Origin of the sequence: Vibrio sp. MA40-2 (assembly GCF_047302445.1) — a bacterium.
In the GTDB taxonomy this organism is placed as follows: Bacteria; Pseudomonadota; Gammaproteobacteria; order Enterobacterales; family Vibrionaceae; genus Vibrio.
This window is the reverse complement of sequence record NZ_CP178628.1, coordinates 1,690,508-1,704,382: the sequence shown is the minus strand read 5'-3', so window position 1 is coordinate 1,704,382 and position 13,875 is coordinate 1,690,508. Positions and strand designations below refer to the sequence as shown.

Sequence of the window (13,875 nt, the reverse complement as noted above, 5' to 3'; positions counted from 1 at the left end):
CTGTGTTGCTTACCTTAGGACTATGGCACTTCATTGTTGTTATTTTCAAGTTACCTTCTTTTATCTTACCCTCTCCACAAGCAGTGTTTAACACTCTAATAAAACGGTCCGATACACTGTTATTCCACAGTTGGATCACAATGCAAGAAATCCTATTGGGGCTGATTTTAGGCCTTGCAATGGGACTATTCTTTGCTCTGCAGATGTTACTTTTTCAACCAATAAAGCGTTGGTTACTGCCGATTTTAATTGCCAGCCAGGCTATCCCTGTTTTTGCCATTGCCCCTATTTTAATGCTCTGGCTTGGCTATGGGATCGCATCTAAAATCGTCATGGCCGCGCTAATTATCTTTTTCCCAGTAACCACTTGTTGCTACGACGGTCTTCGTTCTACTCCAACAGGCTTTCTTGACTTAGCTAAAACCATGTCCGCTTCCAAATGGCAAACCTTAACCAAAATTCGCTTGCCGGCTGCACTCCCTTCTCTTGCCTCTGGTATTCGAGTGGCCGTTGTTGTCGCTCCAATAGGTGCGGTAGTGGGTGAATGGGTTGGTTCAAGTGCTGGATTAGGCTATTTGATGCTACAAGCGAACGCACGAATGATGATAGACGAAATGTTCGCTGCGCTGTTTATTTTAGCCTTGTGCTCCATTTCACTCTATTTCATTACTGACAAATTACTAAAACGAGCGATTCATTGGTCGCTTTAACTCAACCCTAGATAAAACCTAAACTTACTTATATTTAAGGAAAAAAAATGTACAGTTGCATCAAAAAAGGACTCACGGCTCTGGTACTTAGCGTTATTTCTGTTACTACTTTCGCCCAACAAAATACCACTGAAAATAAAAACATCACGCTAATGCTGGATTGGTTCGTCAACCCAAATCATGGCCCGATTGTTATTGCTCATCAACGAGGTTACTTTAATGGGCAAGGGCTCAATGTGACACTCCAAGAGCCTGCCGATCCAAGTTTACCTGCTAAATTAGTCGCAGCCGGAAAAGTAGACATGGCTATTTCATACCAAACCAGTTTAACCATTGATGTGGCTGCCAAGTTACCTCTTATTAGAGCGTCGACGTTAATCTCAACCCCGCTAAATACATTAATGGTTTTAGACAACGGTAAAATAAACACCTTAGCCGACCTGAAAGGAAAAAAAGTTGGTATTGCTATCGCTGGAAACGAAGAAGCAACCATAGGTACCATGCTTAAATCAGCAGGGCTTAAATTTACTGACATTGAAATTATTAATGTAGGTTGGGCCTTATCAGCCTCTCTGGCCTCCGGTCAAGTCGATGCCATTTGGGGTGGATTACGCAACTTTGAATCCAATCAACTCGCGATTGAAGGCTATCCTTCTAAAGCATTTTATCCTGAAGAACATGGCGTCCCAACGTATGATGAATTGGTTGTCGTCGCCAACGCAGAAAACTACGACGCTGATGCCATTCGACGTTTTAACAAAGCAATTGAACAAGCCACCACTTACATTGTTAACCATCCACAACAAGCATGGAAAGAATTTGTAGCTTACGCACCAGACACGTTAAACAATGAACTGAACCAACGAGCATGGAACGATACACTTACTCGATTTGATCTTCGCCCATCAGCCATTGATCTTCAACGTTACGATGAATTCAGTGCCTTTTTGTTTAAAAACAAGATCATCGCTACACAACCAAAAGCAGCTGATTTTGTGCCAACACTTTAAGTACAGCGCTCTTTCACAAGAAACATTGCAAATCAACATGGAATAAACACTCCTAATGAACTACAACGACCTAATTAATGCCTGCAAGCAAGAGTGGCAAACTTATACTGAGCATGAATTTGTTCAGCAATTGGCTCTTGGCGAACTGAATAACAGTGCCTACCTACATTATTTGAAACAAGATTTTTTGTTTCTAAAACAGTATGCACGCGCTTACGCTATGGCGATATATAAGGCCAAAACGTTAAGTGAAATGCGTATGGCTCTGCCCACTGTACAAGCGTTACTATCGACTGAAATATCCCATCACTTAACTTATTGCCAACAATGGGGGTTAAGTGAACACGACATGGAAGCCGAACCAGAAGCATTTGGCACCATCGCATACACTCGATATGTACTGGATACTGGTATGTCTGGCGACCTTGTCGATCTTTATACCGCGCTCGCTCCGTGTGCTTTAGGTTACGCCGAAATAGGTCGAAACTTGCTCGCATCAACTACCACTATTAAGCAAAATAATCCGTATCAAAGTTGGATAGAACTTTACGGCGGAGAAGAATATCAATCCTCGATCAATACTGCTGGTGATTACTTAAACGAGTTACTCGCAGATATCACGATTGATAGTCAACGCGGTCAACAATTATGTGAGGTTTTTAAAACGGCCACTCGAATGGAAATTGCATTTTGGCAGCAAAGTCTAAACACCTAGACTGAAGCAAAAGGGACGCTATATTAAAGCGTCCCTTTTTACTTAAAAATCGTTCTAGTCCAAGCCATTTTAAGTCAAACTATTCTCACGCAAACGATAGCTACTCTCCCTCATTTGAGCAGATTTGTGATACCTTAACGCTACAGACTCACTAGATAATAAGCCGATGGATCACACGATAGAACCGATTGGAGTGATACATACTCCATACAAAGAGAAGTTTGCCGTCCCAAGGCAGCCAAGATTAGCGCCTAGTGCCACTGCAAAACTGCAATTAATTGGTAACGCAAACTCACCCGAGGCGATTCGAGGAATTGAACAATTCAGCCACCTTTGGTTACTGTTTCTTTTCGACCAAAATCTACAAGCAGGTTGGACTCCCACAGTTCGTCCACCGAGACTAGGTGGTAATGAGCGTATCGGTGTACTCTCCACTCGCTCACCTTTTAGGCCGAATGGAATTGGTATGTCTGCAGTTGAACTCAAACAAGTAAAGCAAACCGAAGGTCAGGTTTGGCTTGAATTAGGCAGTGTCGATCTAGTCGACGGAACACCCATTATTGATATTAAACCTTACATTCCGTATTCAGACGCTATCTTTGATGCTAACGGAGGCTTCGCACAAACCGAGCCCAAACTACTTGATGTCACCTTTTCTACTATTGCGGAGCAACAACTTCGATTTCATGCCAACAAAGAGCAAGTGCGCGCCGTTATTTGCGAAGTTCTAGCACAAGATCCAAGACCAGCTTACAAGAAAAACAGTACTGATAATAAAGAATATGCAGTCAACTTATTCGATTTGAACGTTAAATTTAAGGTTAACGAGCAATTAGTGACGGTCACAGCTATAGAACGCTTTTGACAAAAGCAAATGGCTGATATCATATTCAGCTAATTTTGATAACCATGATGAACGGATACCCATAATGCGTACCAGTAAAACGCTTCTTTCAACTCTGAAGGAAACTCCAAACGACGCTGAAATCGTTAGCCACCAGCTAATGCTACGTGCAGGTATGATCCGCAAGCTAGCTTCAGGTTTATATACTTGGCTGCCTACCGGTCTGCGTGTACTGCGTAAAGTCGAAAATATTGTTCGTGAAGAAATGAACAATGCCGGTTCTGTAGAAATGATCATGCCCGTGGTTCAGCCCGCTGATTTATGGGAAGAGACCGGACGTTGGGATAAATTTGGCCCAGAATTACTAAGAATAGCCGACCGACATAATCGTTCTTTTGTATTGGGACCGACTCATGAAGAAGTCATCACGGATATGGTTCGTAACGAAGTGAAGTCTTACAAACAACTTCCGTTGAACCTTTTCCAAATTCAAACTAAATTCCGCGACGAAGTTAGACCTCGCTTTGGTGTCATGCGTTCGCGCGAATTCACCATGAAAGACGCCTATTCTTTCCATATCGATAAAGAAAGTTTAGTGGAAACTTACGCAGAAATGCATAAAGCTTACTGCAATGTATTCAGTCGTATGGGCTTAAATTTCCGTCCAGTTCTTGCCGATACTGGCTCTATTGGTGGTAGCGGATCACACGAATTTCATGTATTAGCAGAAAGTGGCGAAGATCTCATCGCTTTTTCTGATGGATCAGATTTTGCCGCCAACATTGAAAAAGCAGAAGCGCTAGCGCCAAACATAGAACTTGCTGCACCCAGTCAAGAGCTTGAATTAATAGATACGCCAAATGCAAAAACAATTGCCGAGCTTGTCGAACAATTTAACTTACCAATAGAACAAACCGTTAAAACCCTGTTTGTAAAAGCATCGGATGAAATTGACGCCGATTTAGTTGCGCTATTAATTCGTGGCGACCACGAGTTAAATGAAGTAAAAGCAGAAAATTTAGCCGAAGTTGCTTCTCCATTAGAATTTGCTGAAGAAGCGGAAATTCGTGCATTAATTGGCGCTGGACCAGGTTCACTTGGCCCAGTAGGCCTCAAGCTGCCATTTATCGTTGATCGCACTGTTGCTGTTATGAGTGACTTTGCTGCTGGCGCAAATGTAGATGACAAACATTACTTTGGCATTAACTGGGGACGCGATGTCGAACTTGGACAAGTAGAAGATCTACGTAACGTTGTTGAAGGTGACCCAAGCCCTTGTGGTAAAGGTAAAATATTGCTAAAACGCGGCATCGAAGTTGGGCATATTTTCCAACTCGGCAACAATTACTCTAAATCGATGAATGCTGGTGTGCTTGGACCTGATGGCAAAAATCAGATAATGGAAATGGGTTGTTACGGTATTGGTTGTACCCGTGTTGTCGCTGCAGCTATCGAACAAAACCATGATAAATTTGGCATTATCTGGCCGGATGCTATTGCTCCGTACCAAGTCGCTATCGTTCCAATGAATATGCACAAATCAGCAGCAGTGAAAGCAGCAGCAGAAAAACTCTACGCTGACTTAACCGCTCAAGGTATTGATGTACTATTTGATGACCGTAAAGAACGACCAGGTGTCATGTTTAAAGATATGGAACTGATCGGTATTCCGCATACCGTTGTCATTGGCGATCGCAGCATGGATGAAGGCAATTTCGAATACAAAAACCGACGTAGTGGTGAAAAAGTTGCCGTTACAATGGATAATATAATCGAACATATTAAAGCTCAAATGAGCTAGTTCGCTGGTTTTAATAGTAACTGCTGATTTTAATAGTAACTGCTAATTTTAATAGTAACTATTAGATGCTCACCAAGGGCTGCAAGGTTTGCGGCCCTTTTTATTGCTCATAAATTGACGAGTACCATTAACTCCTCTCAGACCGGGTCAACCACACTACAAAAAATGTAACCATAATCGGTCTCAAACCACTGCAACCTTTGTCATCTGTTGTGCTGCTGTGTATATTGTTAAGCATGAAAATTAATATGAAATTTGGATAAAAAATGAAAATATACGATTGTTGCGATCTGGTTCGCGAACTGTATGCTCAAATCGGTAGTGGTGACCAAGGTTATATCCCACAAGCGATTACTTGCGCACTTAAAACTCTTAATGATATTGCGGCAGATGAATCAATGCCTAAAGAAGCAAGAGAAAGAGCAGCTTTTGCCGCTGCCAACCTACTTATTTCCGACTTCGAGGACTAATTATGGAGCTATCAAAATTTGAAAACATGGACACAATCATGCTAATGAGTATCATCAATTTAAAACTGCGTGATGACTTTGAAGGCGATTTGGATGAACTAGTAAAGTTCTTTGATATTAGTCGTGAAAAATTAGAAACAAAACTTGCTACCGCGGGATTCGAATTTTTACCTGAAGCAAAACAATTCAGATAATGACGCCCTGAGGTCAAGTGCAAGCCATTCACGCTTCACTTACCGAAAAAAAAGGAACCGTATACCTTTAAAGGGTCACTTCAAACTAGACGGCTCCTTTTTTATTTGACGTAAATACGATTAAAACTCTATGAACACGTTATATTAGAAACACTTGATAATCTTTCAGTTCAGGAATTTTTTCATGCAGCATTTGTTCTTCTTCTGCTACTTTCTCTAAATCTCCACAATACTGAGTCGCATCTTGTTGTATCGTTTTGGATTCTGCCTCTAATTTCGTTCTAAGACTGGCTTGTAGCTCACCTAATTTATCTTTTAGTTCAGTCAGATTTAAACCATCTTCCGCTTTCATTTGCTCAGATATGGCAGTAAACGCGCTAGAAAAAAATTCAGAATTAAACGTTTCTCTTGCGGCCGAAAAGTCTTGTCTCCAAGTGCTTATTGCATCACTAAAAGCTGCTTCTTGAAGCACAAATTGGTCATCTTTTTTATAACGTTGTTCAATGCTATTAAAAAATTCTTCTAACGCTTGTTTCACATTATTAAACGCTTGAGAATTATTAAAACTCTGAGCAATGTCATCTAAAGTATTTTGCGCTAAAGCTAGCCCATCCCGTGCGATATCTACCACTTTCGGAACGTATTTATTCATATTTTCTCTATAACTTTCTACCGCTTGTTGCTGCATTGCATTTAAATCCAGCTTTTCTCCATTGATATAAACGTTATTATCTTGATCAATTACCACTTTGGATGTGTCTTTTTGCATTATCTCAACTTGTTGACCATCCAAATGAACCTCATTTTTTATGTCGACACTACACTGTTCGATTGCATGGGCATTCAGACTAAAACAGAACAATAGAGCTAATCCTACTTTTTTCATCATTTTCTCGATTCCTTTAAACAGCTCATTAACATAACAAAAAACAATTATTATCGGGTCAATATTAAGTCAGATTATACTTGTTATTTCATAGCCGACTTGTTTTCCTGCTATCTCTAGTACGATTTCATCCCCCACTCGTTGGCCTAACATCGCTTTGCCCAAAGGAGCTTCGGGAGTAATAATCGTCACTTGTTGGTTAAGATAGATAACCTTAACACCACCGGAGCAAGGTCCCATAAAAAAAAGACTCGCTTGATCATTCTCGTCTATCAATTGAATAATAGCCGTTAGCCCGACCGCTGACATTGGATCAAACGACACTGTGGGCAACGCTTTAAAACGCTGAATATCTGCTTCGCATTCTTGTACTCTACGAGCTTGTCCATGAGCAAGATAAGCCGCCTCCAGTGCTAAGGTATCATATTTGTTTTCCGGTACGGTCTCTTCATTGGTTGCCGCTTCTATTGCACTCTGGGTAGCGCTAATAGCAACTTGATGTATGGCTTCGAGCTTTTTAATAATGACATCAATGAGTGATTGCTTATCCACTATAATTCCAAACTTAGCTGTTTTGTTTGTTCTTCTGGCCTTAACATCACATTTAGCCCGAGAAGTCGTATTGTAATGATCCACTAATACTGGAGAGTTCTTAAGCCGCTTTTTTCATCTGAACATATTGTTCATGCGGAGTAATATAGTTTAATCCGCTGTGTCGCCGTTTGTAATTGTAAAAAGCAATATAACTCTCTACTTCAGATATCACCGCTTGGTGATTGATAAAGCTCAGCATATTTAAATGCTCCGACTTTAATGTTCTAAAGAATCGCTCCATGATTGAATTATCCCAACAATTGCCTCTTCGACTCATACTTTGCGTTATATTTAAAGCACTTAGACGATTCCTATAAGCATGGGAACTGTAGTGGCATCCTTGATCTGAATGAGCCATTAATTGAGTTGTATTTGGCTTTTTCCTGATAATCGCCTGATCCAATGCCGCAAGAGTTAGTTTAGTATCAGGTGAGCGAGACAGCGCATGCCCCACGACTTCTTTTGTTGCTAGATCGACTACGCACGCTAGATAGCTCCATCCTTGGTGTGAGCGGATAAAAGTCACATCAGTGACCCAATGGGTATTGTAAGTATCTGGATTAAATTGACGATTTAACAGGTTTGGTGCATATCTTTTTTCTACTCCTGCATCAGGATAATAGTGTTTCTTTTTCGGATAACGAACATAAATGTTTTGCTCTTTCATTAACTTAGCAACCTTATACAGGCTTACTGTGATCCCTTTGTCTACAAGTTCTTCCCTAATTCTACGTTTACCATAGGTGTGATTTGATTCACTTGATATTACTCGGATTTGATGACGAAGTTGAATATCACTCCGTTTATTTATCTTTCTGTAATAAAAATTGCTCAATGACACCTTAAGTACTCGACACAACTCAGAGACAGTATAATTAGGATACGCTTTCTTCATTTGCCTAACGGCATCTTGTTTTAGTTGTCTCGTATGAACAAAGCGCTGGCTTTTTTTAATATATCGATGTCTCTATTCGCTCTATCTAATTGTTTTTCCAGCTCTTGTATTTTTTGTTGCTCAGGCGTTATGGCTTTCTGGTTTTGAGGGGTAATGCCTTGCTTTTCCGCTTTATATTGTCTTTTCCATCTAACCACGGCAGAAGAACATGCCCCCGATATTTCTTGTATTTGTTGATTAGAATATCCATCTTCAACCATCATTTTTGCATATTCTAGTTTTTGTTGGTCGGAAATAATTACTCGTTCTTTTCGTTTCATAATTTGGCCTCATTTATCATATGATTATAAGGCTTAATTAGTCTCCAGGATAATCGTACCATTACATATTTCTCGACCATTTTGGCGTTGCATAATTTCTTGTAGCAATTGTTTAAAATAGTCCAACTCAAGTTGATTATGCACATGCTCAATGGTCGTCTGCTGAAAATCGGCAAACTTCAGTTTTATACCCTGCTTAGTGATTTCACCAGTAGGCGTAACTTTCAGTAATCTTTGTTCTAATTCGGGATAAAGTTTATTTTCAATAAGATCCCAACACTGTTGATAACTTTTGATATTTTTCGTAAAAGTCCGCTCGACGCCAACTGATTTTCTTTCCCTTTCCGGCTCGACCATTCGATTATCGATACCATGGCTTCGATTCCACAATGAAGCACCGAGTTTACCAAAAGTGAGTAACAACTGCCGATAATCGCTATTTTTAATATCTTCGCAAATGAAAAAACCGGCTTGGTGAAGTTTTTCTAAGCTGACTTTTCCAACCCCCGGAATTTTCTCTAGAGGCAACTTATCGACCACATTCTGTACATCTTCTGGTGGAATAACAAACTGACCATTTGGCTTATTCATATCGGAAGCCACTTTGGCTAGAAACTTTAACGGCGCAACCCCTGCCGATGCCGTTAAATGCAGTTCATTCCAGATATCCGACCGAATAGCTTGTGCAATCAATGTTGCAGAACCACGCAGCATTGTACAATCTGTAACATCTAAATAAGCTTCATCAAGAGATAGAGGTTCAATCAAAGCGGTATATCGGGAAAAAATTGAATGGATAATTTGAGAAACCTGTTTATAAACTGACATTCGACCAGGCACAACCGTGAGGTGTGGGCACAACTTTAAGGCCTGTCCGGTGGGCATAGCGGAACGCACACCAAACTTTCTTGCTTCATAGTTACAAGCACTGATCACTCCACGCTGCCTCTCATTGCCACCCACGGCTAAGGCAACGTCTTTAAACTCAGGGAAATCACGCATTTCTACTGCGGCATCAACAAAGAAACGGGTGCTTTATGTAAGCTAGGTGGTATTACTATCATTAAAATGATTTAAAATAGCCACTTAAATACAAAATAGTACTTACATAAATAACTTACAAAAAATATCGGCTAATCAACATCAATCTAGCTACATTTACCACTTGAGCGTCATCTGGGGATTAAACTGCGTTTCCTTTTTATCTAACCCTACACTCAATCCAATAAGACGAATTCCACGTCCATTGGCTCGCGCCAACGCTTCCTTTAACAAAACATAAAAAAAGGCTTTATCAAGGCTGATTTGCTTATGCTCAACCGTTGTTTGTTGAAAATCGTCGAACTTAAGCTTTAGCCCCTGCCGTATGATTTTTTTTTCATGAGCAATCTTACTGAATCTCTTTTCTAATTCTTCATAGAGCAATTCGATAGCTTCAAGGCACTCTTCTTCTGTCAGAATATCTTGAGCGAACGTTCTTTCAACGCCCAACGACTTTCTTTCTCTCGTTGATGTAACCTCACGTTTATCAATTCCCTGACAGCGTTCCCATAAAGAGCTGCCAAATTTACCAAACTGTTTGAGTAACATATGCCGATCATAGTTTTTTACATCAAGACCTTTGTACAACCCTAGGTTGTTCAATTTTCCCAGTGTGACCTTTCCAACTCCAGGAATTTTACCTAACTCCAAATTATCAACGAAACCTTCTATTTCATCTGGAGTTACGACACAAATACCGTTTGGCTTATTAATATCAGAAGCAACTTTTGCAACAAACTTAATAGGAGCAACACCAGCGCTAGCCGTTAGGTTTAACTCTGCCTCAATTGTCTTACGTATATCTTGTGCGATGAGTGTTGCCGATCCCTTGAATAGTTTTGAGTCCGTGACATCCAAATAAGCTTCATCGAGGGAAAGTGGCTCAATAAGATCAGTATAACGATGGAAGATCGCATGAATTTGTTTAGATACAACCTTATACTTCTCCATATCTCCACTAATAACAGTAAGATTCGGACAAAGCTTGAGGGCATGAGCCGTGGCCATTGCTGAACGCACACCGTACTTTCTAGCAGGATAGTTACATGTCGAAATCACACCTCGACGATCCTGAGAGCCACCAATTGCCAATGGAATATCTCTTAACTGTGGATTATCACGAGCTTCTACTGCTGCATAGTAGCAATCAAGATCTATATGTATGATTTTCCTGGTCATATGGCTAAACTTTCTAATAAATAATACAGGCCTCACTACTAAAGTAGCAAACCAAACTACTGTATATAATAACAGTTAACGAAAATCTAAACAACGCACAGGCCTTCGTACTCTAAAGAGTCTATTACTCCATTTGAGTAAAAGGCTAATTTAAGTTTTCCAACTAAAACTTCTAGTTATGGCTGCGACAATTATTGTTGTGATTGGTTGCTTTACCACACCTTGGGAAAAGTTGTGGTAAAGCAACGCGCAATTTATTGTAAAGAATGGATTCGGGCATTTTCAATACCCCAATAAGATATCGACTACGCGACACCTATCCTTATTGATTAACCTGCGTATTTATACTAATTATCAGATTACTTCCAATAAATTCATTGTATCGCTAATTAACCTATTATCTATCAGAGTTGTCTTGGATAAAAATGATCGCTTGGTTTTACTATCTCCAATGCAGATCAATTTTGTCGCTGGTGTGAAATATTCGTTTTTAATTGCTTCAATATTAAAAAGGGGGTTAGATGATGTTTCATCTCCTTTGTATTCAGCGACAGAAAAAATGACTTGGCCACTAGATTTAGTTTCTTCAGAAAGAAATTTGAAAATATTACTTCGACTCTCTGTATCAATATCTTCCTTAAAAACCGCATCTAGAAGAAATGGAAAGCTATGAAGACTGGTATTGTTAAAAACTATTTCATAGAATGAAAAGTTATAAGCCATTAACAACTGATGTAACTCTACACCTTGGTACGGGAAAGAATTTAAAGAATATAGTTCCTGATATTTAGCTTGTTTTGGTAACTGAACACCTAACGCCAACATTTTACGTTTGAATATCGAAAAAAATTCTTTTTCCTTCGTTTTTCTCAAGGAGTCAATATCAAAACCATTTCCAATTTTTTCTATTTCACCATTTATTTCATCAATCCTTTTCTCACATGCCAACTTATTAATGCCAATCTTTTTCAAAACTCTCAAGTTCGCATTATGATCCAACCATGAATCAAATGTAATATTATCCGACTGTAAGCGACGTAAAAACCCATAGTCTTCCTGAACCTTTTCTCTCAATTCAGTGATACATTTTTCAACTGAGTTTAGCTTCGCGGCATTATTCTTTATCTTTTCTTTTACTGCGCTCTTTTCTTTTAAGGCATCATTGATATCTTGGCTGTATTGATAAAACTCCTTTAAATCACCAGGTAGATTTTGGTCACATGTTGGACACTGGTCAACTTTTGGCTTTTGATTTTTTATATTTGATATTACTTGAGACAATACCCTTTGCCTGCCTCTCAACATACTTATAATATTACATAGCTTCGTATGTTCAGCTTCTTTTTCTGATAATTCCTTATTTAAAGAACGATAACTTTCTAAATATCTATCAGCCTCACCTTTAAAGCGCTCATCAAGAACCTTTGAAATTTTCAACTCTTCATTTTTAATTTCATAAGATTCAATCTGTCTTAATTCAAAAGCTAATTCTTTCTTTTCCTTATCAAGATTGTATTTAGTGATTCTACTATTATCACTTTTGATACCACAATAATAATCTAAATAGTCAAACTTAAAGTCCTTGTAAAACCTATAATCTCCAATCGACTCACGTATATATACCCACCCTACAGATTGGGATATATAATATGGCAATAATGCAGCTTCTAATGGTGCTCCAATTAGTTCTGATTGTTTTTGTAAAACCAAATCAAAATCCATTAATTTTGATAAATTCTCTTTATACCTAGCATACTCATAAGAATTATTACTATTAATGCCATCAAACCTAACAGGAGGCTCCTGTCCTTTTTGTAAAACTAACGTATCATTAGAACGTATAAATACAAGATTACAATCTTCGCCAGACTTTTCGAGTGTACAATCAAGCCGAAAAAAAACATCACCACTGTTAATGTCATTCAAATTATCTTTTGAGTCATTTATCCCCATAGCATAGATAATTGATTGAATAAGTGTACTTTTCCCAGAAGTATTTCGTCCATGCACAATATTTACTGAATCACTAAACTCTGTATGAAAGCCTTTCTCGCCATCAGGAGAATAAACCAATAAACTTTTTAAAATTAATTTAGACATACATTCCTCTTGTCTCTACATATGCCGCAATTACAGCGAATGACACCATGTGACTTTCTAACCTAGGTTGGAATTCCTTTTGATAACAATCATACAAATCCACAATGCAATCCGCTTCATTAGTGTGCTGCTCATCAATATCTGTTCTAATCTCAACAAATTTGTAAATCTTACGATACTCAACTTGTTGGATATCTTTAAAGTAATCAAAACAATTCTCTAGCAGCTCTTTTGCTCTTCGCTGTATAGGTAATTTTAAGTTGAGTTCTTTTGAAATTTGTTCTGAATACTGTCTCCAAAAATCAAAAGATTTCTTGCTTTCAGTAAACATATTGAATGTTTCATTTATTTTATTTTTACTTACTCTTTTGCTTTGGTCAGACAATAGAACTTTATTATCATCATTGTACTTTTGCTCTGCACCTTCTAATAGTCGCATTAAAGTAGAAATAACAGCCTCATGGTCATTAACGTTTTGACCAAAGTGCTCCATCGACAAACCTTTTAATTGTCTTAGCCAGCTTTGGTAACTTTGAGCAAAATCAATATATTGAATATACACATTTTCTAGTTGAGTGCTTTCTATAACAAATTTACAAAACCTTGGTTCAATGTTCTCTTTAATACCACATGACAAATCCGAATACTTTTTCCGTTTATTTGAAACTTGAACCTTAACCTTATCTTGTTTTTCACCGTTTACTCTTTTACTTGTTAATAATACATTTCGATTGGTAAGGAAATTTAATGTGTGATAATAATCAGTAGATTTTTCGTAAGGATCATTAGTTAACTCCTTACCTACCATCGTCATTTTACCAATTATCTCACAAAGATCATCGTCTGTTTTCCAGTCATCTCTAGACTTCTTTGCTTGATAAGTATCAATCTTTTTTAGATGGCGATTTTCATCCAAAAATGCAAATAAAAAATCCTCATGGTGCTCTAAGCAAATAAAGTAATCTTCTAAATTTATTGTTTGATAGCCTTCAAATAATAAAGAAACAACACAGCAACGCTGAAATGAGTACCCAGACCCACCCTCTACACCTGAATTACTACTTACCATAATGGACTTCCATGATTATTTTTTGATTTGTCAGTCGTTTAAATTAA

The 13,875-nt window shown here is 38.5% G+C and carries 13 protein-coding genes and 1 pseudogene; 7 read left to right on the top strand and 7 right to left on the bottom strand.

Annotated elements, in window-relative coordinates; genetic code table 11:
* Positions 1-11: 11 nt before the first annotated feature.
* The 7 genes and pseudogenes from ACLKML_RS15325 to ACLKML_RS15295 form a co-directional block, all read left to right on the top strand.
* Positions 12-710 (top strand): annotated as a pseudogene (locus tag ACLKML_RS15325) (ABC transporter permease); the annotation flags it as partial.
* A gap of 47 nt (positions 711-757) precedes the next feature.
* A complete protein-coding gene (locus ACLKML_RS15320; protein ID WP_413283926.1) occupies positions 758-1,720 on the top strand; it encodes an ABC transporter substrate-binding protein in 963 nt (320 codons plus the stop codon).
* A gap of 55 nt (positions 1,721-1,775) precedes the next feature.
* On the top strand, positions 1,776-2,435 hold the full coding sequence (gene tenA / locus ACLKML_RS15315) for a thiaminase II (RefSeq protein ID WP_413283925.1): 660 nt from the start codon (positions 1,776-1,778) through the stop codon (positions 2,433-2,435).
* Between the two features lie 166 nt (positions 2,436-2,601).
* Complete coding sequence (tsaA, locus tag ACLKML_RS15310; RefSeq protein ID WP_413283924.1) at positions 2,602-3,300, top strand: tRNA (N6-threonylcarbamoyladenosine(37)-N6)-methyltransferase TrmO; 699 nt, start codon at positions 2,602-2,604, stop codon at positions 3,298-3,300.
* A 64-nt stretch (positions 3,301-3,364) separates the two neighbouring features.
* Positions 3,365-5,080: a proline--tRNA ligase gene (locus ACLKML_RS15305; protein ID WP_413283923.1), complete on the top strand. Its 1,716-nt coding sequence runs from the start codon at positions 3,365-3,367 to the stop codon at positions 5,078-5,080.
* A 266-nt stretch (positions 5,081-5,346) separates the two neighbouring features.
* Positions 5,347-5,550: a YaeP family protein gene (locus ACLKML_RS15300; protein WP_317717195.1), complete on the top strand. Its 204-nt coding sequence runs from the start codon at positions 5,347-5,349 to the stop codon at positions 5,548-5,550.
* 2 nt (positions 5,551-5,552) lie between these two features.
* Positions 5,553-5,744, top strand: coding sequence for a DUF4250 domain-containing protein (locus ACLKML_RS15295; RefSeq protein WP_413283922.1), 192 nt, complete (start codon positions 5,553-5,555; stop codon positions 5,742-5,744).
* Positions 5,745-5,883: 139 nt separating this feature from the next.
* Here ACLKML_RS15295 and ACLKML_RS15290 read toward each other — a convergent pair whose 3' ends face one another.
* The 7 genes from ACLKML_RS15290 to ACLKML_RS15260 all read right to left on the bottom strand — a co-directional run bounded on the left by ACLKML_RS15290 (position 5,884) and on the right by ACLKML_RS15260 (position 13,828).
* Positions 5,884-6,633 (bottom strand): DUF2884 family protein, encoded by a 750-nt coding sequence (locus tag ACLKML_RS15290; RefSeq protein WP_413283921.1) that lies wholly within the window; start codon positions 6,631-6,633, stop codon positions 5,884-5,886.
* 66 nt (positions 6,634-6,699) lie between these two features.
* Positions 6,700-7,182 (bottom strand): GreA/GreB family elongation factor, encoded by a 483-nt coding sequence (locus ACLKML_RS15285; protein WP_413283920.1) that lies wholly within the window; start codon positions 7,180-7,182, stop codon positions 6,700-6,702.
* 100 nt (positions 7,183-7,282) lie between these two features.
* A protein-coding gene (locus tag ACLKML_RS15280; protein WP_413282446.1) for an IS3 family transposase occupies positions 7,283-8,439 on the bottom strand; the annotation gives its coding sequence in 2 pieces (ribosomal slippage) (positions 7,283-8,178 and positions 8,178-8,439; 1,158 coding nt in all).
* Between the two features lie 33 nt (positions 8,440-8,472).
* A complete protein-coding gene (dinB, locus tag ACLKML_RS15275) occupies positions 8,473-9,441 on the bottom strand; it encodes a DNA polymerase IV (protein WP_413283919.1) in 969 nt (322 codons plus the stop codon).
* Positions 9,442-9,597: 156 nt separating this feature from the next.
* The gene (dinB, locus tag ACLKML_RS15270; protein ID WP_413283918.1) at positions 9,598-10,659 is read right to left on the bottom strand and encodes a DNA polymerase IV; all 1,062 of its coding nucleotides are present in this window, start codon (positions 10,657-10,659) and stop codon (positions 9,598-9,600) included.
* Between the two features lie 354 nt (positions 10,660-11,013).
* Positions 11,014-12,759: a hypothetical protein gene (locus ACLKML_RS15265; RefSeq protein WP_413283917.1), complete on the bottom strand. Its 1,746-nt coding sequence runs from the start codon at positions 12,757-12,759 to the stop codon at positions 11,014-11,016.
* Entirely contained in the window at positions 12,752-13,828 is a 1,077-nt protein-coding gene (locus ACLKML_RS15260; protein ID WP_413283916.1) for a hypothetical protein, read from the bottom strand. Before ACLKML_RS15260 ends, ACLKML_RS15265 begins: the two co-directional genes overlap by 8 nt.
* Positions 13,829-13,875 lie beyond the last annotated feature (47 nt).

What these genes read in the sequence shown, in the direction of transcription:
- dinB (WP_413283919.1), bottom strand. Translation starts at nt 9,441, where the DNA reads ATGCGTGATTTCCCTGAGTTTAAAGACGTTGCCTTAGCCGTGGGTGGC.
- tsaA (WP_413283924.1), top strand. Translation starts at nt 2,602, where the DNA reads ATGGATCACACGATAGAACCGATTGGAGTGATACATACTCCATACAAA.
- ACLKML_RS15265 (WP_413283917.1), bottom strand. Translation starts at nt 12,759, where the DNA reads ATGTCTAAATTAATTTTAAAAAGTTTATTGGTTTATTCTCCTGATGGC.
- ACLKML_RS15300 (WP_317717195.1), top strand. Translation starts at nt 5,347, where the DNA reads ATGAAAATATACGATTGTTGCGATCTGGTTCGCGAACTGTATGCTCAA.
- tenA (WP_413283925.1), top strand. Translation starts at nt 1,776, where the DNA reads ATGAACTACAACGACCTAATTAATGCCTGCAAGCAAGAGTGGCAAACT.
- ACLKML_RS15320 (WP_413283926.1), top strand. Translation starts at nt 758, where the DNA reads ATGTACAGTTGCATCAAAAAAGGACTCACGGCTCTGGTACTTAGCGTT.
- ACLKML_RS15290 (WP_413283921.1), bottom strand. Translation starts at nt 6,633, where the DNA reads ATGATGAAAAAAGTAGGATTAGCTCTATTGTTCTGTTTTAGTCTGAAT.
- dinB (WP_413283918.1), bottom strand. Translation starts at nt 10,659, where the DNA reads ATGACCAGGAAAATCATACATATAGATCTTGATTGCTACTATGCAGCA.
- ACLKML_RS15295 (WP_413283922.1), top strand. Translation starts at nt 5,553, where the DNA reads ATGGAGCTATCAAAATTTGAAAACATGGACACAATCATGCTAATGAGT.
- ACLKML_RS15260 (WP_413283916.1), bottom strand. Translation starts at nt 13,828, where the DNA reads ATGGTAAGTAGTAATTCAGGTGTAGAGGGTGGGTCTGGGTACTCATTT.
- ACLKML_RS15305 (WP_413283923.1), top strand. Translation starts at nt 3,365, where the DNA reads ATGCGTACCAGTAAAACGCTTCTTTCAACTCTGAAGGAAACTCCAAAC.